The organism is Roseovarius sp., from assembly GCF_965228755.1.
GTDB lineage: Bacteria > Pseudomonadota > Alphaproteobacteria > Rhodobacterales > Rhodobacteraceae > Roseovarius.
Genome location: NZ_CBDDIG010000005.1, coordinates 103092 through 126645, shown reverse-complemented (window position 1 = coordinate 126645; position 23554 = coordinate 103092). Strand labels below are relative to the sequence as shown.

Sequence of the window (23554 nt, the reverse complement as noted above, 5' to 3'; positions counted from 1 at the left end):
GCCGGTCATTCCGGGGCCGAGCACCAGTGGCGCTTGCCGTCCTGCCCGACCAGGTGCAGGCCCGCGCCCATGGCGAGACGTTCGGCGGCCAGGTTGCCGGGCGCTGTTCTGGCGATGAACCTGTCGATGCCATGGGCCGCCCTGGCCCAGGGCAGGACGGCGCGCAGGATCTCGGAGGCGGCGCCGCATCGCCACCAGGCCGGGATCAGTTCGATCCCCAGCTCGCCCTCGCCCGGGGGCAGGCCCTCGAGGCGCAGCCCCACGTTCCCGGCATAGCCCCCGGGGGTGTCGCGCGGGGCGATGGCGAACTGGAAGTTGCGTCGCGGGCGTTCCGCGGGCCAGGCGAGAAACAGGTCGAAGACCGACGACAGGTGGTCGGGCCGGCGTTCCTCGTCCGAGTGGAAGCCCGCGAATTGCGGGTCCGCGTGACAGGCGAGGAAAGCGGCGCGGTCGCCCTCTTCGAACTCGCGCAGGCGGAAACGGTCGGTGACCAGGATTGTCTGACCCGCCATGCGATGCCTACCCCGCCTGCCGCGTCAGCACGTAATGGGCGGCCGCGCGGGTCGGCCGGTACTCGACCCGGTCCAGCCCGCATGCCGCCAGGTCCAGCCCGGTCAGCAAGGGCTCCCCTGCGCCGAGGATCACCGGGCAGACGGCCAGGTGCATTTCATCCACCAGGCCGGCGGAGAGGTACTGGCGGATGACGTTCGCCCCGCCGCCGACGCGGACATCCTTGCCCCCCGCCGATGCTTTCGCCCGCTCCAGCGCCGCCTCTATCCCGTCGGTCACGAAGTGAAACACCGTCCCGCCCGCCATCTCGACCGGGTCGCGCGGGTGATGCGTGAGGATGAACACGTCGCAATGGTAGGGCGGGGTATCGCCCCACCAGCCTTTCCAGCCGTCGTCCGGCCAGGGCCCCCGGACCGGGCCGAACATGTTGCGGCCGATGATCCACGCACCGATATTCTCGAACCCGCGGGCCGCGAGCTCGTCGCTTGGCCCGGTGGCGCCATCCGGCTGGCCCTGCATGGCCCTGAAGGTGCGGGTCGGAAAGAACCACTCGTGCAGCTGCGTGCCGCCGCGGCCCAGCGGGTTGTCCAGGTCCTGCCCCGGGCCGGCACCGAAGCCGTCCAGCGAGATGCTGAAACAGTGAACACGAAGCCGCGACATGCCGCCCTCCCGAAAGACAGATGATGTGCCGACCGGTTAGGGCAATGGCGGGCACGGTTCAACTACGTGCCAGGTAATCGGGGCGGCGCGGCGAAGGCCCGCCGCCCCGGTCCCGGGCGCGTTACGAAAGATCTTCCGTGGGCCGGGCCAGCGGTCGGCGCGTCCGGATCATCACAGACAGGGCCGCGCCGATCACCGCAATGAGGGCGCAGAGCCAGGCGGAAGCCTGCAGCGCCTGGCCCAGCGCTTCGCGGGCGGCGGTCATGTCGGCCGCCGGTCCGTCGCCGGTGGCCGCGCCCATCGGCAGGTTCAGCAGGTGCGGGCTGTCGGCCAGCATGAGGCGGTAGACAAGGGTCATCAGGCTGCCCAGCACGGCAATGCCCAGGGCGCCGCCCAGCTCGCTGCTGGTCTCCGACAGGCCCGCCGCCGCCCCCGCCTTTTCCTGCGGGACCGAACCGACGATGACGTCGGTGGTCAGGGTGAAGACCGGCGCGAGGCCGAGCGAGAAGGTGCAATACCCGGCAATGAGCAGCGCCAGGCTGCCTTGGGCCGCGGCCATGCCGGAGAGACCGAACCCCGCGGCGGCCAGCAGGAAGCCGCAGGCCATCAGCCCCGCCATGCCCAGCCGCGGCACCAGGGCCGATGCCGTCACCGCCCCGAGGATGAAGGCCAGGCCCGAGGGCGCTGCGGCGAGGCCGGCGTGAAGCTGCGACAGGCCCAGCCCCATCTGCAGGTAGAGCGCGATCAGCAGGAACGAGCCGAAGGCCGCAAAGAAGCCAAGGATGTTGATCCCCAGCGCGGCCGAGAACCGGACCGACCGGAACATCCCCAGGTCGAGGAAGGGATCGGCCAGCCGCCCCTGCCGTTGCAGGAAGTACCGGCCCGCCAGGGCGCAGACCCCCAGTGCCGCCAGCACGGGCCACGCCCCGCCATGGGCCGCCGCGTGCTTGATCGCGTAGACCAGCGCCAGCACGGTCAGCAGCAACGCCACGGCACTGGGCAGGTCGGGGCGCGGGGCGCTGCGGTCGCGCGCCTCGGGCAGGAGCAGCGGCCCCAGCACCAGCAGCAGCGCCATGATCGGCAGGTTGATCAGGAACACCGACCCCCACCAGAAATGCTCGAGCAGCAGCCCGCCGATGACCGGCCCCAGCGCCCCACCCGAGGAGAAGCTGGCGATCCAGATGCCGATGGCCTTCTGCCGGTCCTGCGGGTGCGGGAAGAGGGTGGTGATCATCGACAGGGTCGAGGGCGCCAGGGTGGCTGCCGCCAGCCCCATGAAGGCGCGCGCCGCGATCATCATGGGCGCGCTGTCCGACAGGGCGGCGATCAGCGAGGCGGTGCCGAAGGCGAAGGCCCCCCATAGCAGAAGCCGCCGCCGGCCGATCCGGTCTCCGAACACGCCCATCGGGATCAGCGCGGCCGCGAGAACGAAACCGTAGATGTCGACGATCCACAGCAACTGGGTCTCGCTGGGGTGCAGGGCCGTGGAAAGCTCGGGCATGGCCAGGTTCAGAACGGTCAGGTCCATGGAATACAGCAGGCACGGCAGGGCCAGGATGGCCATGGCGGCCCATTGCCGGCGGCCGGCGCGCGGTGTGGTGTCGTGGCTGGACATGGCAGGTCTCCGTTACATCGGGGCGCTTGAATCAGCGGCGCGGGCGTGTGATATTCAATAAAGGGACTAGTCACTCCTAAAAAGCAACTAAAAAGTTTTGAATTAGGATTATGAGCCAGAAAACCTACGATGACGGGTGCGCGACCGCCCATGCCATGGATCTGATCGGCGACCGCTGGGCCCTGCTGATCGTGCGGGAACTGCTGTTCGGGCCGAAACGGTTTACCGACCTGCGCGCGGACCTGCGCAAGATCAGCCCCAACGTGCTGTCGCAACGGCTGGAAGAACTGGAAGCCGCGACGATCCTGCAACGGCGGCAGTTGCCGCCGCCCGCGGCCTCGTGGGTGTACGAGCTGACCGAGTGGGGGCGCGAGCTGGAGGGTCCGATCCTGGTTCTCGGCCAGTGGGCGGCGCGGTCGCCGTTCCTGCAGCAGGGCCTGCCGATGAGCCGCGCCGGGCTGTTGCTGTCGCTGCGCGCCCTGTACCGGCCGGGCGGGGCCCGGTTCTGCGTCGATCTCGACCTGCCGCAGGGGCCGGTGCGGGTGACCGGCACGGCGGAGGGGCTGGCAATCGACCAGCCGCCGGGCGGGCCCGAGACGCCCGATGCGGTGCTGTCCGGCACGGTCGATGCCGTTGACGGGGTTCTGTATGGGGCGACGAGGCTGCAGGATGCGCTGGAGAGCGGCGCGCTTCACTGGCAAGGGGATCCGGCGGCGCTGGAGCGGTTCCTGGGAGCATTTCCGCTTCCGGAAACCGTGCCGCGGTAACGGAGCGGTTTCCGCCGGTCACGGTTTTCCGGATCGCGGGCTGTCGCCATCGGCGGCGGCCTGCCCTACCCCGTCGAGGATGAGGCGCAGGCCGAACTCGAAGGCGGCATCGAAATCCCAGGTATCGGGGAATTTAGCCTGTTCGACCGCCGTGAAGCCATGGCCGGCAAGGGAGCCGTCACGCGGCTGCCCCGACACTTCCAGACCGGGAAACGGACCGCGCGTTTCATAGGAGGTCTGCCCGAGCGTGAAACTGATCAGCGTGAAGTAGGTGCGGAGCGCGTCGAGGTCGTTGAGGCCGGCCTCGCGCAGGGCCCGCAGCGAGGTTTCCATTGGCGCGAATACCTCGGCGGGGGCCACGCCTGCGGTTTCCAGCAGCCGCGGCAGGCTGGGGTGGCGCCGGCACAGGGCGCGTATCTGCCGGAAACAGGCCTCGACCCGGTTGCGCCAGTGCGCCTCCTGCCGATCGAAATCCGCCGTCCCGAGCACGTGGGTCGCGATGGCGCGGAGCAGGTCCTGCTTGCCGTTCACGTGGTTGTAGAGCGCCATGGGCGTGACGCCGAGACGATTGGCGAGGCTGCGCATCGACAAGGCCTCGAACCCGTCGCGGTCGAGGGTTTCGAGTGCGGCTCCGATCACCTTTTCGCGGGTCAGATCCCGGGCCGCCCCCTTGCGCGGTTCTGGCGGACGGCGTTTCCTGGCCATGGCTGTTCCCTATTGTGTCAAGGCCATGGCCATGGACAGGAAGGCCGCCGCGCCGAGGATCGACCGGGCGATATGCGAGTACTCCCACGCGTTGCGGAGTTGTTGCCAGTCTGCGCCCTCCCCTGCGAAGGTCGAGAAGAAGAGGCCGCCGATGCCGGAGAGGTCGGCATCCTCGAGCCACTGACTGTTCACCGGGTGGGTCCAGAGCCAGTAGGTGCCGTGCAGGAGGGCCATGAAGGCAAGGGCCGCCGCCGTCCACCAGAATCGTTCCGATCCCGCTGGAAGCAGGACCAGGAGCGCGATGAGCACCAGCAGGCCGCCCAGTTCCCCGATCAGGCCGCCGATGGTGAAGCCCGGGTAGTAGATCTGCTGGACCGCCCTGTAGGTGTCTTCATCCAGCCGGAGCTTGCCCGGAAACTCGAGGGCATGCGCAAGCGCGAGGCCCATCGTCGTGGCGATGAGGAACAGGGCGAGAAAGGAGAGTGGCTGAACCATGGGCAGATCTCCGAACGAGGGATTTCGCCTCCTAAATATACGGTGTATATTTGGATGGTCAACACGGGCCACTGGATTTGCCTTGTGGTCGGCGGATTGCGGTGGCCGGATTACCTGGGACGTAATTGCGCGTTGGAAGGGTTTTCAGCAAAACCGTCTGGATTCGAGCGCGCGGGGCGGGATCGTGCGAAACGTGGAGAGGATGGCGATGACGGGCACGCTGATTGCAACGCAGTACATCTCGCTCGACGGGGTGATCGAGGATCCCGTGGGCATGGAGGACAGCGGGCTGGGTGACTGGACCGGGCCCTACAGCCGTGGGCCGGTAGGCGATGCGTTCAAGGAGAACGAGCTGCGCGATGCCGCGGCGATGATCTACGGGCGCAAGACCTATGACGGGTTCGCCGCAGTCTGGCCCGACGTGCCGGGCGATTACGCGGCGCGGATGAATGCCCTGCCCAAGTACCTCGCCTCTCGCACCGTTGCCGATCCGAAATGGTCCAACACCACGCTGCTGGATCGGGACCTGGTGCATGCCGTGGCGCGGGTGAAGGAGGCGACCGGGGGCAATATCCTGATCTTCGGCAGCGGGTCGGTGTGCCACCAGCTTATGCGGGCCGACCTGATCGACGAGCTGTCGCTGATCGTCTACCCGGTCGTTCTCGGCCGGGGCGTGCGGCTGTTTCCCGAGGGCAAGGCGGCCCGGTTCGGACTGATCGAGAGCACCGGTTTGAACGACGGGCTGATGCTGTTGCGGTACCGGCGGGCGGCGGGCTGAGCGGCTAGGCCTGCGGGTCGTGGCCGAAGCCGGTGTCGCCCACGTCGCGCCCCCGTTCGTTGAGCGCGGCGAGGCGCGGGTAGGTTTCGAGGAACATGGCCAGGAATTCCTCGGCCGGGAAATCGGCGTAGAGGCCGCGGTCGTTGACGTATTCCATGTGGCGCCGGTTGCCGGCGTCGTATTCGTGGAAGAGCGCGTCGGAGGTGCCGTCGAAGACGAGAGGCTTCACGCCGAACCGGTCGCAGAGATCCATGTTGAAGGCCGGGGTGATCTTGTAGCTTTTGCCGTCGAGCCAGACCTGCACATAGCCGTGGAAGATGAAGAGGTCGGTCTGCATCAGTTCGGCCAGCTTGGGCGTGTTGAGGTGGTTTTTCACGTCGGCGAAGCCCAGCGCCGCGGGGAGGCCCGCGGCGCGCAGGCAGGCGGCGAGCAGGATCGCCTTGGGCACGCAGAAGGCGGCGTCCTGCGCGGCGATGGCGCTGGCGCGGTAGGCGTCGGGGGTGAGGTCGTAGGTGTAGGGGTCGTAGCGCAGGCCGTCGCGCACGGCGTCGAAGAGGCGGATGGCCTTTTCGGTTTGCGTGGCGTCGGGCGGGAGGGTTTCGAGCGCCGCCTCGGTGAAGGCGCGGACGGCGGGCGCGTCGCTGTCGACGTAGTGGCCGGGGCGGGTGTAGATCTCGGGCGGAGGGGCGCTGGCGGTTGTCATCTGGTCTTCCATCGGTTGGTGTCGGGCCTACTTGCCGACGAATTTCGACACGGCGGCGATCATTTCGGGCGTGCCGGCCAGTTCGGCCTGGTAGTCGCGTTCGAGGTCGAGCTGGGCGTCGAGCGCGTCGTCGGTGGCGGCATTGACGAGCTGCTTGGTGCGCTGCGCGGCCAATGGCGGCAGGGCAGCGACACGCTCGGCGGTGGCGCGGGCCTCGTCGGCCAGGCGCTCGGGCGGGTGGACGGCCCAGACGAGCCCCCAGTCACGGGCCTGTGCCGCGCCGATCCGTTCGCCCAGCAGCATCATCGACAGGGCGCGGGTGCGGCCCGCCGTGCGCGGGATGAAGAGCGTGTTGCCGCCGTCGGGCACCAGCGCGATGCCGGCGAAGGGTTCGTAGAAGAAGGCGGTTTCGGCGGCCAGCACGATATCGGCGGAAAAGGCGAGCCCCACGCTGACCCCGGCGCAGGCGCCGTTGACCGCCGAGATCACGATCAGGCGGGAGCGCCGGACCGCGCGGATGAGCGGGTTGAAGTGATCCTCGAGCACCGAGCGGAGATCGCAGCCCTCGCTGAGATCGACGGTGGAGAGGTCGTAGCCCGCCCCGAAGGCACGGCCCGCCCCGGTGATGATTGCGGCGCGGATGGCGGGGTTGCCCTCCAGTTCGGCCAGCGCCGCGCGCATCTCGTCTGCGGTTTCGTTCCTCATGGCGTTGAGCTTGTCGGGCCGGTTGACCGTGAGGGTGGCGACGGGGCCGTCGATGGCGACGGTGATATCCTGATGGGTCATGTCGGTTCCTTTTCCCGCGCGGCGCGCCGTGACAGCCGCCAGTCGAGTTGTGGCAGACGGTCGGCGCCGAAGAAAGGCTCGCCGTCGAGGAGGAAGAAGGGCGAGCCCCAGATGCCGGCGGCGATGGCCGTGTCGTTGGCCTGGCGGAGGGCTTCCTTGGAGCTCTCCGCCGTTGCCAGGTGCTCCGCCTCGGGCCGGGAGAGGCCGATATGCGCGGCGAGGTCGGCCAGCGTTGCGGGGTCGGTCAGGTCTGCGCCCTGGCCGAAATGCGCGGAAAGCGCCTGGCGGGCGAAATCGGTCGCCTGTGCCGCGTTCCGCGCGGCGATGCCGTAATAGAGCCGCGCCGCCGCGTGGGTGGACCTGGCGAAGGAGGGCGGCATGACGAAGGGCAGGCCGTGGAAGGCTGCGGAGCGTTCGAAATCGAGCGGCATGTAATCGGCCTTGGGCCCGTCCTGCAGCGGGGCCACCATGCCGAAATGGTTGCGGCAGGCCCAGAGCAGGACCGGGCGCCAGACCAGCCGCGCGCCGTGGGCCGCCGCGATATCCTCGGCCAGGGGCGCCGCGCAATAGGCGTAGGGCGAGGCGAAGTCGAAGTAGAAGTCGATGGCGGAGGTCACAGCCGCAGCACCCCGTAGCCGGGGGTGCCCAGCGGCGCGTTGAGCGCGCTGGTGATCGCCATGCCGAGCGCGTTGCGGGTGTCGACCGGGTCGATGATGCCGTCATCCCAGAGATGCGAGGTGGCGTAATAGGCCGAGAGCTGTTCCATGTAGGCCTTGCCGGTGGTTTCGCGCAGCTCCTCTAGCACGGTGTCGTCGACCTCCTCGCCGTTGCGCTTCATCTGGGCGGCCTTCACGTCGGCCAGGGTGTTGGCCGCCTGTTCGCCGCCCATGACGCCGATCTGGCTGTTGGGCCAGGAGAACATGAAACGCCCGTCGAAGGCGCGGCCGCACATGCCGTAATTGCCCGCCCCGAAGGAGCCGTTGCACATGACGGTGAATTTCGGGACGTGACTGCAGGTCATGGCCATGATCATCTTGGCGCCGTCCTTGGTGATGCCGTCGCGCTCGTATTCTCGGCCGATCATGTAGCCGGTAATGTTCTGCAGGAAGACCAGCGGCGTGTTGTTCTGGTTGCAGAGTTCGATGAAATGCGCGCCCTTGAGGGCGCTGTCGTTGAAGAGCACGCCGTTGTTGCCCAGCACGCCGACCTTCCAGCCCCAGATGTTGGCGAAGCCGCAGACCAGCGTGGTGCCGTAATCGGGCTGGTATTCGTGGAAGCGGCTGCCGTCGACGATGCGCGCGATCACCTCGCGCATGTCGAAGCCTTTCTTGATGTCGTCGGGGAGGATGCCGTAGAGGTCCTGCGGGTCGTAATGCGGCGGGACCGGGTCGTCGCGCTGGCACTCCCACTTCTTCGGCTTCTCCCACTGCTGGACGATCTCGCGGCCGATGGCGATGGCCTCTTCCTCGGTCTCGGCCGGGTAGTCACAGGTGCCGCTGACGGATGTGTGCATCTCGGCGCCGCCCAGTTCCTCGGCGGTGACCTCCTCGCCGGTGGCGGCCTTGACGAGGGGCGGGCCGCCGAGGAAGACCGCGCCGGTGCCGCGCACGATGACGTTGTAATCCGACAGGCCCGGCACGTAGGCGCCGCCGGCGGTGCAATGGCCGAAGACGAGGGCAAGCTGCTTGATGCCGGCCTTGGACAGGAGGCACTGGTTGCGGAAGATGCGGCCGGCCATGTAGCGGTCGGCGAAGACCTGGTTCTGCAGGGGCAGGAAGCCGCCCGCGCTGTCGCAGAGGTGGATCACGGGGAGGTGGTTTTCCAGCGCGATATCGAGGCAGCGGACGATCTTCTTGACCGAGAGCGGGTACCAAGCGCCGCCCTTCACCGAGCTGTCGTCGGCGTGAATGATCACCTCGCGGCCCGAGACGATGCCGAGGCCGGTGATGATGCTGGCGCCGGGGCTTTCGCCGTCATACTCGGTATTGGCGGCGAGCGAGGAGAGTTCGAGAAAGGGCGTGCCGGGGTCGAGCAGCAGTTCCAGCCGCTCGCGCGGGCGCATCTTGCCGTGTTTCTCGAGCCGGCGGATGTCGCGCTCGGGGCGGTCGTCGCGGGCGGCGCGCTGCATTTCGCGGAACTCGGCGACGCGGGCGCGGTTGCAGGCGGCGCGGGTCTTGAACTCGGCGCTGGCCGGGTTGATCGCGGAGGTGATCCTACGCATCGCCGTCTTCCTCCTCTTGCAGCCGGGCCACGATGGCGCCCTTCTCGAAGACGTCGCCCTCGGATTTCAGGATCTCGGCCAGCACGCCGTCGCGTTCGGCCAGCAGGTTGGTTTGCAGCTTCATGCTTTCGATGGTCAGGATCGTGTCGCCGGCGGTGACGGGGTCGCCGGGCTGCTTCTCGACACTGACGACGACGCCGGGCATGGGCGCACGGATGTCGCCGCTGCCCTGCACCTTCTCGCGGGCGGCATCGCGCGGGTCGACGAATTCGACGATCCAGTTGCGGCCGCCCAGATGCAGGAAGGCGCGGTTGCCGCTGCGGGCCTGGTGATACGCGATGTCCTCTCCGTCGATCCGGGCGTGGCGGAGGGCGCCGGTGGTACCGGTTTCGCGCAAGGCATGGCCGCGGCCGTCGATGCGGAGCTCGAGGTCGGGCTTGAGGGCGGCGATGTCCATCTCGTGCGGCGTGCCGTTGAGGCGGAGTTTCAGTTTCATCAGTTCCTCCAGCCGCCGATGGAGGCGTAGGGTTCGGGGGCGTCGAAGGCGAGGGTGCGGAATTCGCGGAAGGTAAGCGCCGCGGCCATCAGCACGCGGGCGGCCTCGTGCGGGGAGAGGTCGGGTTCGGCCAGCGCGGCCTGATGCTCGGCCACGAAGCCGGTATGCAGCGGGTCGTCGCGGAAGGCCGGGTGCGAGAGGATGCGGGCGAGGTAGTTGAGGTTGGTTTCGACCCCCAGCAGCACGGTGCGTTCCAGCGCCTGTTGCGCCGCCGCGATCGCGGCGGGCCGGTCGGGGGCGGCGACGACGAGCTTGGCGAGCATGGAGTCGAAATCGAGGGTCACGTCGGTGCCCTCGCGCAACCCGTTCTCGAAGCGGATGTTGTCGCCCGCGGGCGGGTCGAGATGAAGAATGCGGCCGGTGGCGGGCATGAAATCCTGTTCCGGCACCTCGGCGCAGACGCGGCATTCGAGCGCGTGACCGGTAAGGGTGATGTCCGGCTGGTCGAGCGGCAGCCCGCGCCCGGCGGCGATGTCGAGCTGCAATGCCACGAGGTCGAGCCCGGTAACCATTTCGGTGACGGGATGTTCCACCTGCAGGCGAGTGTTCATCTCGAGGAAGTAGAAGGTCCCGTCGGGGGCGAGGATGAATTCGACGGTGCCGGCATTGCGGTAGGCCACGGCCTCGGACAGGCGGACGGCCGCGGCGCAGATTTCGTCGCGCAGGGCGGGGTCGAGATGGCCGGCGGGGGCCTCCTCGATGATCTTCTGGAAGCGGCGCTGGACCGAGCATTCGCGCTCGAAGAGGTGCAGCACCTTGCCCTGCCCGTCGCCCAGCACCTGCACCTCGATATGGCGGGGGCGTTCGATGTAGCGCTCGGCATAGATGGTCGGATCGCCGAAATAGCGCTCGGCCTCGGAGCGAGCGGTGCGGGCGCGGGTGAGCAGGTCTTGCTTGCCCTCGACGATGCTCATGCCCTTGCCGCCGCCGCCGGCGGAGGCCTTGATGAGGAGCGGGAAGCCGATGCTGGCAGCCTCCTCGACGAAGGCGTCGATATCCTCGCCACCGGTGACCGAGGGGGCGACGGGGACGCCGTTCTCCTGCGCGAACTGGCGGGAGCGGATCTTGTCGCCCATCAGGTCGATCGTGTCGGGGGCGGGGCCGATGAAGACGAGGCCCGCAGCCTCGACCGCGCGGGCGAAGCCGCTGTTCTCGGACAGGAAGCCGTAGCCCGGGTGGATCGCCTCGGCGCCGGTTTCCCGCGCCGTGGCGATGATCTGGTCGGCGTCGAGATAGGCGGCGACGGGGGTGTCGCCGGTGATCTCGGCGCTGGTGTCGGCCAGCCGGACGAAGCGGGCGTCGCGCTCGGACAGGTGGTGCACCGCGACCGTCTCGACCCCGAGCCTGCGGCAGGTGTCGATCACCCGGCAGGCAATCTCGCCCCGGTTGGCGATCAGGATGCGTTTGAAGGGCGGGGTGTCGTGGCCCATGGCGGGGATACTCCGGGAATTCTGGGAATGCGGCGGGCCGGGGGCCGGCCCGCCGCGTGGGTGTCAGTACTCGGTGAAGTCGGTGACGGGCGTGAGCGAGCCGGCCTCGGGGTCGACCTTCAGCACGCGCACGGCGGTGGCCGAGATGTGCCTGTCGGGCGCGAAGTCGAGCGGCAGGGTGATGCCGTGGGTGTCGAACGCCTCGCCCGATTCCATCTGTTCGACGGCGCAGGCGCGGGTCGGCTCGTCACCGCAGCGGCGGATCGCCTCGATCATGATCGACGTCGCGATATAGCCGGTGATGGCGTAGCGGTTGAGCGCGCCCTGCTCTTCCTCGTTCAGGTGCGCCACGGCCATGTCCTCGAAATGCTGGCTGCCTTCCGAGCCGCGCGGGGAGATGTAGTCGCCGCTGTAGTAGTCGTAGCTGAAGGGCGCCGAGAGCTGCATGATCGGCGGCAGGGTCGAGGTGGGCACGGTGGCGATCTTGAGGTCGAGCTTGAACTTGCTGGCCTCTTTCAGCATCGCCGGGATCTCGGTTGTCACGCCGCCCGCGATCAGCACGTTCACCCCGTCGGAGCGGGTGCGCAGGATCTCGGCGCCGAAATCCTTCTGGCCGCGCTTGTAGCGGATCGGCTCGGCGGTGTCGGCGCCGAATTCGTCCACCGCGCGGTGAAACGCCTCCTCGACCTGGTTGCCGAAATCGTCATCCTGCCGGATCACGCCGTATTTGGGACTGTCCGGGCTGTCATTGTCGTGGATGTACTTCAACTGGGCATAAAGCAGGTCCTGGTAGGACGCGCCCAGCATGAATACCGAGGGCTTGATCGGGTCCACCGCCGCCTGCAGGGGCGAGAAGGACACGATGGCGGGGATCTCCTCTTCCTCGAGGATGGGCAGGATGGCCGCGGTGCCGGCCCCTGCCCCGGTGCCGATGAGGCCGAAGAGCCCCTCGTCCATCAGCTTGCGCAGGCCCTGCACCGTGCGGGCGGGCACGTAGCCGTCATCCTCGGTGCGGATGGTGATCTGGCGGCCGTTGACGCCGCCGTTGGCGTTGGCCTCGCGCGCGGCGATGACCGATCCGAAATGCGCGGCGCGCCCGACGAGCGCGGCCGAGCTTGTCATGGGCAGCACGTTGCCGATCACGATCTCGTCGTCGGTGACGCCCTCCTCCTGCGCCGTGACGAGCGTGGCGGATGCCAGCAGTGCCGCGAGCCCGAGGGCTTTCGTCTTCAATAGTCTCATGGTTGGTCCTCCTCTGTGCGTTGTCAGCCCGTGGCCATTGGCTTTGTTGTCATTTGGAAAGGGGCCACTGGGTCCAGTATCGCTGCACGTCGCGCCAGAGCCCGACGAGGCCCTGCGGCTTGATGCGCAGCATGACGATGATCGTTAGGCCGGTGAGCAGGCCGCGGATCTCGTAGATGTAGGTCGAGAGCATGTTGTTGACGCCGGTGGGCAGCAGGTCGAGCGCCTCGCGCGTGGCCTCGGGCAGCAGGACGATGAAGACCGCGCCCATGATCGCCCCGGCGACCGAGCCGAGGCCGCCGACGATGATCATCGCCAGCGCCTCGATCGACAGGAGCACGTTGAAGATGTCGACGTTGATGAAGCGGAACTGGAAGGCCATCAGCCCGCCGGCGATGCCGACGAAGAAGGACGAGATCATGAAGGCCAGCAGCTTGTAGCGCACGAGGCTGATGCCCATGACGCGGGCGGCGATGTCGTGGTCGCGGATGGCGGTGAAGGCGCGGCCGACGCGGGTGCGCAGGATGTTGAGGGCCATCAGCGTCACGAGGATGGCGGTGACCAGGACCAGCGTGTAGAGGCCGGTGGTGGTGGCGAGGTCGAGCCCGAGGAAATTCAGGTCCTCGACGCGCACGCCGTAGGGGCCGTGGGTGATGCCCTCGGCGTAGAGCAGGAAATGGGTGACGATGAAGGAAAACGCCATCGTGGTGATTGCGAGGTAGAGCCCCTTGAGGCGCAGCGAGGGCACGCCCACCAGCAGGCTGAGCAGGGCGGGCACCACGCCGGCCATCAGCAGGGCCAGCTCCGGCGGCCAGTTGTAATCGGCGATGAGCAGCCCGGTGGTGTAGCAGCCCGAGGCGAGGAAGCCCGCCTGCCCCAGCGAGATCAGCCCGGTCGAGCCGGTCAGGATGTTGAGCCCGATCGCCCCGATCGCCGCGATGCCCACGGTGGTGGCGAGCGAGAGGACGTAGCTGCTGGCGACCATCGGCAGGAGCGCCAGCGCCAGCACCAGCAGCAGGGCCCAGGACCACGTCACCGGGTTGTGGCTGAGCGAGACGTGTTTCTCGTAGGTTTCGACGAAGTGACGGGTCCGCATCAGACGCGCTCCAGTTCTTTTTCACCGAAGAGGCCGTAGGGCCGGATCATCAGCACGATGATGATCACGATGAAGCCCGAGATCTCTTTCAGGCCGTGGCCGATATAGCCTTCGGACAGGGCGGCGATGACGCCGATGATCAGGCCGCCCGCGCCCGAGCCCAGCGGCGAGTCGAGCCCGCCGAGGATGGCCGCCGGGAAGGATTGCAGCCCCTGGAACCACATGTCGGGCGCGCGGGCGAACATCACGGCGAAGGCGACGCCGGCGAGGCCCGAGACCACCGCCGCGATGGCCCAGGCGAGCGACGAGATGCGGCGCACGTCGACGCCCATCAGCAGGGCCGATGTCTCGTCCATCGCGGTGGCGCGCATGGCGATGCCGATGCGGGTGAACCGGAAGAAGAGATAGACTGCCGCGCTGACCGCGCAGAAGAGCAGGAGCGCGAAGAGCTGTTCGGAGAAGAGCACCACCGGCCCGATCTCGATCAGCCCGCCCTCGACCGAGGCGTCGAAGGGCGCCGCGTCCGGCCCCCAGATCATGATGATCAGGCTGCGCAGGGTGATGGCGAGGCCGATTGTGACCATCACGATCGAGAACACCGGCTGGCCCGACATGGGCCGGATGAAGACGAATTCGATCACCACGCCGATCAGCGCCGCGGCAAGGATGGTGACCGGCACCAGCAGCCAGAACGGCAGCGCGAGGGAGGTGGCGAGGCTCCAGCTGGTATAGGCCACCAGCATCATCACCTCGCCCTGGGCGAAGTTGAGCACGCCCGTGGTCTTGAAGATGATCGCGAAGGCGATGGCGATGATGCCGTAGATCGACCCGATGACGAGGCCGGAGGCGACTAGGTTGAGAAACAGGTCCATTCTGGTCTCCTCAGGCGGCGTACATGGCGTCGATCTGGTCCTTGAACTTGCTTTCCACGACCGCGCGGCGGACCTTCATGGTCGCCGTGACTTCGCCGTCGTCGTGGTCGAGCTCCTTGGTCAGAAGGTCGAACCGGCGGACGTTTTCCACCCGGCTGAATTCGCGGTTCACCTTCTCGATTTCCCCTTCGATCAGGGCCCGCACTTCGGGCAGGCCGGAGAGGCTTTTGAAGGTGGTGTAGGCCAGCCCCTTTTCCTGGGCCCACTTGCCGACGGTCTCGTAATCGACCTGGATCAGGGCGGTCAGGTAGTTGCGGCGCTCGCCGATCAGCACGGCCTCGCGGATATAGATCGAGTCCTTCATCCGGTTCTCGATCAGCGAGGGTGTGATGTTCTTGCCGCCCGAGGTGATGATCAGGTCCTTCTTGCGGTCGGTGATGCGGATCGAGCCGTCGGGGCCGATCACGCCCACGTCGCCGGTATGCATCCAGCCGTCGACCACCGCCGCGGCCGTCGCCTCCTCGTTGCGCAGGTAGCCGGGGAAGACCGCGGGCGAGCGGACGAGGATCTCGCCATCCTCGGCGATCTTCTGGTCGTAGGTCTCGAGCGGCGGGCCGGAGTCGCCCAGGGCGGTGTGGCCGGGGTACTGGCTGTGCGAGATGCCCGACAGCTCGGTCATGCCGTAGACCTGGTAGACCCTGAGGCCGATCGCCCAGAAATATTCCAGCACATCGGAAGAGATCGACGCCCCGCCGCAGAGCATGGTGCGCGCCCGGTCGAGCCCCATGCTTTTCTGCAGCGGGCGGAAGCAGATGAGCCAGAGCAGCGCATAGACCAGCCTGTCGCGCAGCGAGGCGAAGCGGCCGCCATTCTCGAGCCGCCGCCGGGCGATGGGCCGGCCAAGTTCGAGCGCGCGGGCGACCACCTTCTGTTGCAGCGGCGTGGCATCCTTTAGCCGCACGATCACCGCGTATTGCAGCTTTTCCCAGATGCGCGGCACCCCGAGGAAGCCGGAGGGGGCGATCTCGCGCAGGTTCTGGCCGACCGCGTCGATGGATTCGGCGAAGTTCACGGTCGAGCCGTTGACCAGCTGCATGACGGTGGAGCAGAGGCGTTCGGCGACGTGGCAGAGGGGGAGGTAGCAGAGCACCTCCCAGTTGGTCTCGTCGACCTTGTGCCGTTCGGACAGGCGCAGCGCGCCCCAGATCAGCCCGTGATGCGACAGCATCGCGCCCTTGGGTTTTCCGGTCGTGCCGGAGGTGTAGACGATGATCGCCGGGTCGTCGGGGGTGAGCGCGTCGATGGAGCGTTCGAAGCGGTCGCCGTATTCGGCGCGTTTCGAGCGGCCAAGCTCCGACACCTCCTCGAAGCTCATCAGCATGTCGCGCGGGTAGTGCTTGAGCCCTTTCATGTCGACGCAGATGATCTTTTCGAGGTGGGGCAGTTCCCCTTCGTACTTGATCGCGTCGAAGACCTTGTCGGTCTGCTCCTGGTCGCCGCAGACGACGATCCGCGAGCGGGAATGTTCGAGGATGTAGCGGAGTTCCGGCCAGGGGTTGGTGGGGTAGATGCCGATGCAGGCCCCGCCGAGGGCCTGGATCGCGAGGTCGCTGAACATCCACTCAGGCGTATTCTCGCTGGCCACCGCGAGGAAGTCGCCGGGTTCCACCCCAAGCGCCAGCAGCCCGTAGGCGAAATCCTTGGCGTGTTCGTAATAGTCGCGGTAGGTGAAGCGCTGCCACACACCGAGGTCTTTCTCACGGAAGGCCAGCCGGTCGGGCTGGGTCTGGGCCCAGTGGCGCAGGAGGCCCGGAAGGGTGGTGGTTTCGGCCAGCTTCGTGTCGCGCAGCATGGTCAGTTCTTCCCCAGGTAGGCCTGGATCACCGCCTCGTTGGCGGAGATCTCGGCGGGCGTGCCTTCCCCGATCAGCGCGCCGTGATTGAGGACGGCGACCCGGTCGGAGATGTCCATGACGATGCCCATGTCGTGCTCGACCATGACCACGGTCACGCCCAGCTCTTCGCGGATGTCGAGGATGAAGCGGGCGATGTCCTCGGTCTCCTCGCTGTTCATGCCCGACACCATCTCGTCGAGCAGGAGCAGCTTGGGGCCGGTGGCCAGCGCCCGGCCGAGTTCGACGCGTTTCTGCAGGCCGTAGGACAGGAGGCCGACGGGGGTGTCGCGCAGGTGCTCGATCTCGAGGAAGTCGATGATCTTCTCGACCTGCTGGCGGGCGCGGATCTCCTCGTTGCGGGCGGGGCCCCAGAACAGCGCGGCGGTGAAGGGGTTGGCCTTCAGCGTGTGGTGGAGGCCCACGAGCAGGTTCTGCACCACGGTGGCGTGGCCGAAGATGGCGAGGTTCTGGAAGGTGCGGCCGATGCCGAAATCGACTAGCTGGTGGGTCGAGGCGCGGTGCAGGGCGTGGCCGTCGAAGACGATCTCGCCCTCGGAGGGGGCGAAGAGCGCGCTGACGAGGTTGAAGAGGGTGGTCTTGCCTGCGCCGTTGGGGCCGATCACGCTGTAGATCGCGCCCTCGGGCACGTCGAAGCCCACGTCGCTGACGGCGGTGAGCCCGCCGAAGCGCTTGGTGACACCGGAGAGGGACAGGAGCGCGGTCATGACAGCCACCTCTTGCGGCGCTTGTAGTGTTTCACCTCGCGGTAGTTCTTGCGCGCGCCGCTTTCGCCGAAGCCGAGGTAGAATTCCTTCACGTCATTGTTGTCGGCGATGTCCTTCGCCGGGCCGTCGAGCACCACGCGACCGTTTTCCATGATGTAGCCGTAATCGGCCACGTCGAGCGCGAGGGAGGCGTTCTGCTCGACCAGTAGGATCGACATCCTGCCCTCCTTGTTGAGGGCGACGATGGTTTCGAAGATCTGGTCGATGATCTGAGGGGCGAGGCCGAGGGAAGGCTCGTCGAGCATCAGCAGTTTTGGCTCGGCCATCAGCGCCCGGCCGATGGCGGCCATCTGCTGTTCGCCGCCGGAGAGGTAGCCGGCGACCGCGTTGCGCCGTTCCTTGAGGCGGGGGAAGAGGGTGTAGACCCGCTCGAGATCGGCCTTCATCTGGGCCTGGGTCTTGAGGAAGGCGCCCATCGAGAGGTTCTCTTCCACCGACATCAGCGGGAAGAGGCGGCGCCCCTCGGGCACGTGGACGATGCCGCGGCGCACGATCTCGTCGGCGGCGATGCGCTTGAGGTCGGCCTCTTCGAAGGCGAGCGTGCCGTTTATGACCTCGCCCTCCTCGGGGTAGAGCACGTTGGAGATGGCCTTGAGCAGGGTCGACTTTCCGGCGCCGTTGGAGCCGAGCAGCGCCACGATCGAGCCCGGCTCGACATTGAGCGACACGTCCCGCACCGCCTCGATCGAGCGGTCGTACATGATCTGGACGTTGGTCAGCCGGAGCATCGGTCAGCCGCCTTTCGTCTTGCCGTCGAGGCGGTCGGCCACGCGTTCCAGCCGGGCCATCAGCCTGTCCATGTCCTGGCCCGCGTCGGGGGTGCAGATGCCCTGGCAGACGAGGTCGCAAAGCTGGCTGGACATCTCGTCGATGTCGATGTCGCTGCGGCCCATCAGGAACGGGGTCACGCGGTGCTCGATGCCGCCGAAGATCACGTCGCGCACCAGGGCGGAGGAGGTGTCGGGGCGCAACTCGCCGCTGGCGATGCCGGTCTTGACCACGTCGACCAGCACCAGCGTGTAGCGCCGGTTCAGCTCGTAGAGCTCGGTGTCGTAATAGTCCGGCATGCTGCGGACTTCGGAATAGAACAGGCGGCACAGGTCGGGGCATTCCCGGATCGACTTGAGGTGCTGCCAGATGATGACCTTGATGCGGTTGCGCGCGCCTTCGACGCCTTCGAGCTTCTCGTAGAAGTCGTCGAGCATGCCCATGTACCAGTCCTTGAGCAGCGTGTGCAGCAGGTCGCGCTTGTTGCTGTAGAACTTGTAGATCGCGGCCTCGGAAATGCCGGCGTCGGCGGCGATCTCGCTGATCCGCGCGGCGGTGTAGCCGTGCTTGTGGAAGAGCTTGCGGGCGGCGGATTCGATCTGGTGCATCCGTTCGGCGCGCGGCAGGCGGACGACCGCCCGTTTTTCGGGTGACGGGCTCATGCGGGTTCCTTGGTCTTGGCCGCGTGGGCGGCGAGTGTCGGGTGCGCGCGAACGAGGGCGGCGGGGACGGCCACGGGCATCATCAGCAGGGCCTGGGCATAGCCCTTGCCCTGGGGATCGTTGCGGAGCGAGGCGATGCCGCCGCCGCCGAGGGCGCGTTCCATGACGAAGTTGAAGCCGTGAAGGCCGGGCCAGTCGTGGCGGGTGACCGGGCCGCGGGCGACGTGGGCGAAATGCGCCTTGACGCGGTCGGCCGTGACTTCGCGGCGCAGGACCGGCAGGAAGGCCGGGTCGCGGGCCAGCAGGCCGATATTGGCGATGTCGCCCTTGTCGCCGCTGCGGGCGCAGGCCAGCGCGATGAGGGGCAGCGTTTCGGTCGGGCCTGTCGGGGCCGGGTCGGTGGGCGCGGCGGCGGGTGCGTGCGGCGTGGCGGGCTGACCGGCGGGCACGGCGACGGGGCGGCGTGTGCCGCCCATGTCGACCTCGATATCGACGGCCGCCTTGTCGATGAAGGTCGAGAACAGGCGGATGACCGGCTGCGGCGCGGGACGGCCGCCGGCGAAGCCGGTGATCCCCTGCGCCATCGCCGTGGCGGCGGGGTAGATTTCGCGACCGAAGAGCGCAAGCGCGCCCTTGTCGGCATGGCGGGCGGAGAGGCGGAGCACCACCTCGGTGGCGGCGCTGGCGCGCGGGTCGTGCCCGAAGGCCGCGCCGGTGCCCAGCACCTCGACGAGGGTTTCGTCGAACGGGGGGAAGCCGGCCTGTGCCGCCAGCCGCGCGACGCGGGAGAGGATGGCCTCGCCCGTGGCCTGTGCCCGCGCGCCGGCCTGAAAACCGCTGATCGTCATGGTGGCGGTGGCGCGGTACCCGTCGGCATAGGTGGCGCAGACCTTGTAGCTGTCGGTGGGCGCGCGGCCTTTCGCGCCGGAGACGCGGACGCGGTCGGGCCCGGCCTGTGTGACGGTGACCTGCGAGAAGTCGCAGGTGACGTCGGGCAGGACGTAGGCCGCGGGGTCGCCGATCTCGTAGGTGATCTGTTCGGCGACGGTGAGCGGGGTGATGCGGCCGCCGGTGCCCTCGGGCTTGGTGAGCTCGAAGCTGCCGTCGGGGGCGCAGATGGCGATGGGGAAGCCCATGTCGCTCCAGCCGGGGACATCCTGCCAGTCGGTCACGATGCCGCCGGTCGCCTGGGTGCCGCATTCGAGGACGTGGCCGGCGAGGCTGCCGGCGGCGAGGAGGTCGTGATCGGTGGCGCGCCAGCCGAATTCGTGGATGAGCGGCCCCAGCGCGAGGGCGGAATCGGTCACGCGGCCGGTGATGACGATGTCGGCGCCGTCGGCCAGCGCCTCGGCGATGGGCAGCGCCCCGAGATAGGCATTTATGCTTGCCAGCCGGTCGGGCAGCGGCGCGCCGCTGTCCATTTCGCGCAGGTCGGCCGCGCGCAGGCTGTCGGCCCTGTCGGACAGGTCGTCGCCGAGGACCAGCGCGATCTTGCGGGTGACGCCCGCTTTGCTGAACGCGGCCTCGAGCGCGTCGCGGCAGGCGGCGGGGTTCAGCCCGCCGGCGTTGGTGACGATCTTGACGCTGGAGGCCGCGATCTGTTGGGCAAGCGGCCCGGCGACATGGGTGACGAAATCGGTGGCGTAGCCCGCCGCGGGGTCTTTCGCCTTCATCCGGGCGAGGATCGACATGGTGATTTCGGCGAGGTAGTCGAGGATCAGGTAGTCGAGCGCGCCGCGTTCGATGAGCTGTTTCGGCCCCTCGGGCGTGTCGCCCCAGAAGCCCGCGCCGCAGCCGATGCGGATGGTGTCGGGACGGTCGGTCATCGGCCCGTCCATTCCGGCGCGCGCTTTTCCGAGAAGGCCGTCATGCCTTCGCGCGCGTCCTCGGTCCGGCTCATGTTGGCGAGCATGAACTGGGCGTATTCCAGCGCGTGATCGAAGCTCATTTCGCGGATATGGGCGAGGGATTGCTTGCCGAGCCGGATGCCCGTGGGGGTCTTGGAGGTGACGCGCTCGACCAGCCAGTCGGTCTTGGCGTCGAGTTCTTCGGCGGGAACCGTGTAGTTGACGAGGTTGAGCGGCAAGGCATCGCGGGCGGTGATGGGCTCGCCCGTCAGGCACATCTCCATCAGCGCGCGTTCGGGGACGATGCGCAGCAGGTGGGGCAGGATCATCATCGGGAAGAGGCCGACGCGGGTTTCGGTGGGGCCGAGCAGCGCCTCCTCCGTCGCCACGGCGAGATCGCAGGCGCAGACCAGGCCGAAACCGCCGGCAAGGGCGTGGCCGTTGACGCGGGCAATCAGCGGCAGGCGGCAGGCGCGCATCCGGCGGAAGAGCCCGGCGACGTAGTGGCGCGGGTCGGCCGCGTCGATGGTGAAGGGCGAGCCGTCGGCGTCGAGCTGGAGGTCTCCGCCGGCGCAGAAGGCCTTCTCCCCTGCTCCGGTCAGGACGACGGCGCGCACCGATGGGTCGGCCTCTGCCCGGTCCAGCGCGGCGCTGATCCCGGCGGCGACGGAGGCATTGAGGGCATTGCGCCGCTCGGGGCGGTTGATGGTGATGGTCATCACCGCGCCGGATGTCTGATGGCACAGGTCGTCTGCCACGCGCGCCTCCCTTCTCGCTGGCTGGATCGGGTCCTTTCGGACGAATCCGTTGCCTTAGTGAGTATGATTTACTTAATTCTGTCAACAAGTATTCTGGAGGCGCCAGATTGCCCCGATACCGGCGCCGCAGCTGCGAACGACATGTTCTGCAATGCAGCAAAAACAGGGAAGAAGGCCAGAAATGCGTGTAAAGGGGCCGCTCTCAATAAACAGTGGACACGGTAAGTGATGTTCACTAACTTTGCCGAGAATCCGCCGACCCGCGGCGAACGTCGCGCCGGACCGGCGGTATGGGAGGAAACAGACATGACCAATTCCGCCGCGCCGGAACGGCTGCCGAATTACGACTCGGGCATCCGCTTCGATCTCGACGAAACCCAGCGGGAAATCCTCGACCAGGCCGACCGGTTTGCCCGGAACGAGCTGTATCCCCTCGCCCCCCGCATGGACGAGGAGGAATGGTGGCCGGTGGAGGCCTTTCCGAAGATGGGAGAGGCCGGCTATTTCGGCATTACCGTGCCCGAGGAATATGGCGGGGTCGGCATGGACCTGTTCACCTCGGGGCTGCTGCTTCAGGCGTTCGGGCGGTGGAACCACGCGCTGGCGCTGAGCTGGGTGGCGCATGAGAACCTGTGCCTCAACAACATCTTCCGCAACGCGAACGAGGCGCAGCGGAAGAAGTACCTGCCCGACCTGTGTTCGGGGAAGAAGACCGGCGCGCTGGGGCTGACCGAGCCGGGTGCGGGGTCGGACGCGCTGGGCTCGATGCGGACGACCGCGCGGCGGGAAGGCGACGAGTACGTGCTGAACGGCTCGAAGATCTACATCACCAACGGGCCGGTGGCCGACATCCTTCTGATCTATGCCAAGACCGACAAGGAGAAGGGCGCGCACGGGATTTCGGCGTTCATCGTCGAGAAGGATTTCCCCGGCTTCAAGGTGGCGCAGAAGCTGATCAAGATGGGGTATCGCGGCAGCCAGACGGCCGAGCTTGTCTTTGAAGAGTGCCGCGTGCCGGCGGAAAACCGGGTCGGCGAGGAGAACCGGGGCGTGCAGATCGTCATGTCGGGGCTGGACCTCGAGCGGGCGATGATCTCGCCGCTGTGCCTTGGTGTCGCCGAGCGGGCGCTGGAGTTGTCGATCGAGTATGCCCAGACGCGGCAGCAGTTCGGCAAGCCGATCGGCAAGTTCCAGATGGTGCAGTCGATGCTGGCCGAGATGTATGTCGACGTGGAGACCCTGCGGACCTTCACCTATCGCGGGCTGGCCGCGGCGGAGGAGCTGGAGATTGGCTCTGGCCCGCGCGGTGATATCCACATGCTGACCGCCGCGTCGGTCATGTACGCGGGCCAGGCGGTGAACCGGGTGCTGGACCACGCGATGCAGATTCACGGCGGTTCGGGGTATATCTGGGAGTCGGAAGTCAACCGCCTCTACCGCTCGATCAAGCTGCTCGAGATCGGGGCGGGGACCACGGAGGTGCGCAAGATGATCATTGCGGGCGAACTGCTCAAAGACATGAAGTGACATGACGGAGGCAAGCGAAAGCGGCACCGGCGATCCGGCCGGGATGAGCGACGCGGACCTGGCGCAGGCCGAGACCGTCTATCGCGACGGGGCCTTTGCGGGCCAAGTGGTGGTGATCTCCGGCGCGGCCGGGGGGCTGGGCCGGGCGGCGGCGTGGTTGCTGGGGCGGCTCGGGGCGCGGCTGGTGCTGGTGGGGCGGGACGAGGCGAAGCTCGAGGCGCTGGCCGGGCTGCTGGCGGAGCGCGGAATCGAGGCGCTCGCCCGCGCGATGGACATACGCGACACCGGCGCGGTGGCGGCGCTGTTCGACGAGGTAGGCGAGCGGTACGGGCGGCTTGATACGCTGATCAACTCGGCCGGCGGGCAGTTCCCGCAGGAGGCCATCGACTTTTCCGAGAAGGGGTGGAACGCGGTCATCACCACGAACCTCAACGGGACGTGGTTCATGATGCAGGCCGCCGCGCGGTTCTGGCGCGACCGCGGCCAGCCCGGCAACATCGTCAATATCGTGGTGGTCACGCGCCACGGGCTTTACGGGGTCGCGCACACGGTGGCGGCGCGGGCGGGGGTGGTGGCGCTGTCGCAGAACCTGGCGGTGGAATGGGCGCCGCTGGGCATCCGGATCAATTGCATCGCCCCCGGCGCGATCGAGACGGAAGGCTGGAAGGTCTATTCGGCCGAGGCGCGCGCGCTTTATCACCGGTCGAACCCGATGATGCGCAATGGCAGCCCGTGGGAGGTGGCCGAGACCTGTGCCTATCTCGCCGGGCCGGCCAGCGCCTATGTCACGGGCGAGGTGGTGCACGTGGCGGGCGGCGGCCAGCACTGGGGCGAGACGTGGACGACCGGTAAGCCGGATTATTTCAGGGAATAGGAG

Annotated in this window: 24 protein-coding genes; 4 read left to right on the top strand and 20 right to left on the bottom strand. The window is 67.8% G+C overall.

All coding sequences use genetic code 11. From position 1 onward, the window contains the following. Positions 1-5 precede the first annotated feature (5 nt). The 3 genes from ACO07J_RS03945 to ACO07J_RS03935 form a co-directional block, all read right to left on the bottom strand. Complete coding sequence (locus ACO07J_RS03945; protein WP_422026527.1) at positions 6-512, bottom strand: GNAT family N-acetyltransferase; 507 nt, start codon at positions 510-512, stop codon at positions 6-8. 7 nt (positions 513-519) lie between these two features. Beyond that, positions 520-1170: a dihydrofolate reductase family protein gene (locus ACO07J_RS03940; protein ID WP_422026525.1), complete on the bottom strand. Its 651-nt coding sequence runs from the start codon at positions 1168-1170 to the stop codon at positions 520-522. Positions 1171-1291: 121 nt separating this feature from the next. Then, positions 1292-2785 carry an MFS transporter gene (locus ACO07J_RS03935; protein WP_422026523.1) on the bottom strand — a complete coding sequence of 498 codons (1494 nt, stop codon included), beginning with the start codon at positions 2783-2785 and terminating at the stop codon, positions 1292-1294. A gap of 110 nt (positions 2786-2895) precedes the next feature. On the opposite strand from ACO07J_RS03935, the gene ACO07J_RS03930 reads away from it, so the two are divergent. Beyond that, positions 2896-3552 carry a winged helix-turn-helix transcriptional regulator gene (locus ACO07J_RS03930; RefSeq protein ID WP_422026521.1) on the top strand — a complete coding sequence of 219 codons (657 nt, stop codon included), beginning with the start codon at positions 2896-2898 and terminating at the stop codon, positions 3550-3552. 18 nt (positions 3553-3570) lie between these two features. Here ACO07J_RS03930 and ACO07J_RS03925 read toward each other — a convergent pair whose 3' ends face one another. Beyond that, complete coding sequence (locus ACO07J_RS03925; protein WP_422026519.1) at positions 3571-4257, bottom strand: TetR/AcrR family transcriptional regulator; 687 nt, start codon at positions 4255-4257, stop codon at positions 3571-3573. A 9-nt stretch (positions 4258-4266) separates the two neighbouring features. Further along, a complete protein-coding gene (locus tag ACO07J_RS03920; RefSeq protein ID WP_422026517.1) occupies positions 4267-4752 on the bottom strand; it encodes a hypothetical protein in 486 nt (161 codons plus the stop codon). Positions 4753-4960: 208 nt separating this feature from the next. Here ACO07J_RS03920 and ACO07J_RS03915 point away from each other — a divergent pair, with 208 nt between their 5' ends. Then, entirely contained in the window at positions 4961-5530 is a 570-nt protein-coding gene (locus ACO07J_RS03915; RefSeq protein ID WP_422026515.1) for a dihydrofolate reductase family protein, read from the top strand. 4 nt (positions 5531-5534) lie between these two features. On the opposite strand, the gene ACO07J_RS03910 is transcribed toward ACO07J_RS03915, so the two are convergent. From ACO07J_RS03910 to ACO07J_RS03840, 15 genes are all read right to left on the bottom strand, one after another. Next, complete coding sequence (locus tag ACO07J_RS03910; RefSeq protein ID WP_422026513.1) at positions 5535-6233, bottom strand: transglutaminase-like domain-containing protein; 699 nt, start codon at positions 6231-6233, stop codon at positions 5535-5537. A gap of 27 nt (positions 6234-6260) precedes the next feature. After that, positions 6261-7019, bottom strand: coding sequence for an enoyl-CoA hydratase-related protein (locus tag ACO07J_RS03905; RefSeq protein ID WP_422026511.1), 759 nt, complete (start codon positions 7017-7019; stop codon positions 6261-6263). Next, positions 7016-7636: a 2-hydroxychromene-2-carboxylate isomerase gene (locus ACO07J_RS03900; protein WP_422026509.1), complete on the bottom strand. Its 621-nt coding sequence runs from the start codon at positions 7634-7636 to the stop codon at positions 7016-7018. Before ACO07J_RS03900 ends, ACO07J_RS03905 begins: the two co-directional genes overlap by 4 nt. After that, positions 7633-9240 (bottom strand): acyl-CoA carboxylase subunit beta, encoded by a 1608-nt coding sequence (locus ACO07J_RS03895; protein WP_422026507.1) that lies wholly within the window; start codon positions 9238-9240, stop codon positions 7633-7635. The genes ACO07J_RS03900 and ACO07J_RS03895 overlap by 4 nt, the downstream gene beginning before the upstream one ends. Continuing rightward, positions 9233-9736, bottom strand: coding sequence for a biotin/lipoyl-containing protein (locus tag ACO07J_RS03890; protein WP_422026505.1), 504 nt, complete (start codon positions 9734-9736; stop codon positions 9233-9235). Before ACO07J_RS03890 ends, ACO07J_RS03895 begins: the two co-directional genes overlap by 8 nt. After that, positions 9736-11226 carry an acetyl-CoA carboxylase biotin carboxylase subunit gene (locus ACO07J_RS03885; protein WP_422026503.1) on the bottom strand — a complete coding sequence of 497 codons (1491 nt, stop codon included), beginning with the start codon at positions 11224-11226 and terminating at the stop codon, positions 9736-9738. The genes ACO07J_RS03890 and ACO07J_RS03885 overlap by 1 nt, the downstream gene beginning before the upstream one ends. Before the next feature lie 63 nt (positions 11227-11289). Further along, on the bottom strand, positions 11290-12468 hold the full coding sequence (locus ACO07J_RS03880; RefSeq protein WP_422026501.1) for an ABC transporter substrate-binding protein: 1179 nt from the start codon (positions 12466-12468) through the stop codon (positions 11290-11292). Positions 12469-12517: 49 nt separating this feature from the next. After that, positions 12518-13564 carry a branched-chain amino acid ABC transporter permease gene (locus ACO07J_RS03875; RefSeq protein WP_422026499.1) on the bottom strand — a complete coding sequence of 349 codons (1047 nt, stop codon included), beginning with the start codon at positions 13562-13564 and terminating at the stop codon, positions 12518-12520. After that, positions 13564-14436: a branched-chain amino acid ABC transporter permease gene (locus tag ACO07J_RS03870; RefSeq protein WP_300892794.1), complete on the bottom strand. Its 873-nt coding sequence runs from the start codon at positions 14434-14436 to the stop codon at positions 13564-13566. The genes ACO07J_RS03875 and ACO07J_RS03870 overlap by 1 nt, the downstream gene beginning before the upstream one ends. A gap of 10 nt (positions 14437-14446) precedes the next feature. Then, positions 14447-16288, bottom strand: a complete 1842-nt coding sequence (locus tag ACO07J_RS03865; protein WP_422026497.1) for an AMP-dependent synthetase/ligase — start codon at positions 16286-16288, stop codon at positions 14447-14449. 2 nt (positions 16289-16290) lie between these two features. Then, positions 16291-17055, bottom strand: a complete 765-nt coding sequence (locus ACO07J_RS03860; RefSeq protein WP_422026495.1) for an ABC transporter ATP-binding protein — start codon at positions 17053-17055, stop codon at positions 16291-16293. Next, positions 17052-17843, bottom strand: coding sequence for an ABC transporter ATP-binding protein (locus ACO07J_RS03855; RefSeq protein WP_422026493.1), 792 nt, complete (start codon positions 17841-17843; stop codon positions 17052-17054). The genes ACO07J_RS03860 and ACO07J_RS03855 overlap by 4 nt, the downstream gene beginning before the upstream one ends. Before the next feature lie 3 nt (positions 17844-17846). Further along, positions 17847-18545 (bottom strand): TetR/AcrR family transcriptional regulator, encoded by a 699-nt coding sequence (locus ACO07J_RS03850; protein WP_422026491.1) that lies wholly within the window; start codon positions 18543-18545, stop codon positions 17847-17849. Further along, on the bottom strand, positions 18542-20371 hold the full coding sequence (locus tag ACO07J_RS03845) for an acyclic terpene utilization AtuA family protein (RefSeq protein WP_422026489.1): 1830 nt from the start codon (positions 20369-20371) through the stop codon (positions 18542-18544). Before ACO07J_RS03845 ends, ACO07J_RS03850 begins: the two co-directional genes overlap by 4 nt. After that, entirely contained in the window at positions 20368-21150 is a 783-nt protein-coding gene (locus ACO07J_RS03840; RefSeq protein ID WP_422026487.1) for an enoyl-CoA hydratase-related protein, read from the bottom strand. The genes ACO07J_RS03845 and ACO07J_RS03840 overlap by 4 nt, the downstream gene beginning before the upstream one ends. A gap of 306 nt (positions 21151-21456) precedes the next feature. Here ACO07J_RS03840 and ACO07J_RS03835 point away from each other — a divergent pair, with 306 nt between their 5' ends. Next, positions 21457-22677, top strand: coding sequence for an acyl-CoA dehydrogenase family protein (locus ACO07J_RS03835; RefSeq protein ID WP_422026485.1), 1221 nt, complete (start codon positions 21457-21459; stop codon positions 22675-22677). Position 22678: 1 nt separating this feature from the next. Beyond that, entirely contained in the window at positions 22679-23551 is an 873-nt protein-coding gene (locus tag ACO07J_RS03830) for an SDR family oxidoreductase (RefSeq protein WP_422026483.1), read from the top strand. The last annotated feature ends 3 nt before the right edge of the window (positions 23552-23554 follow it).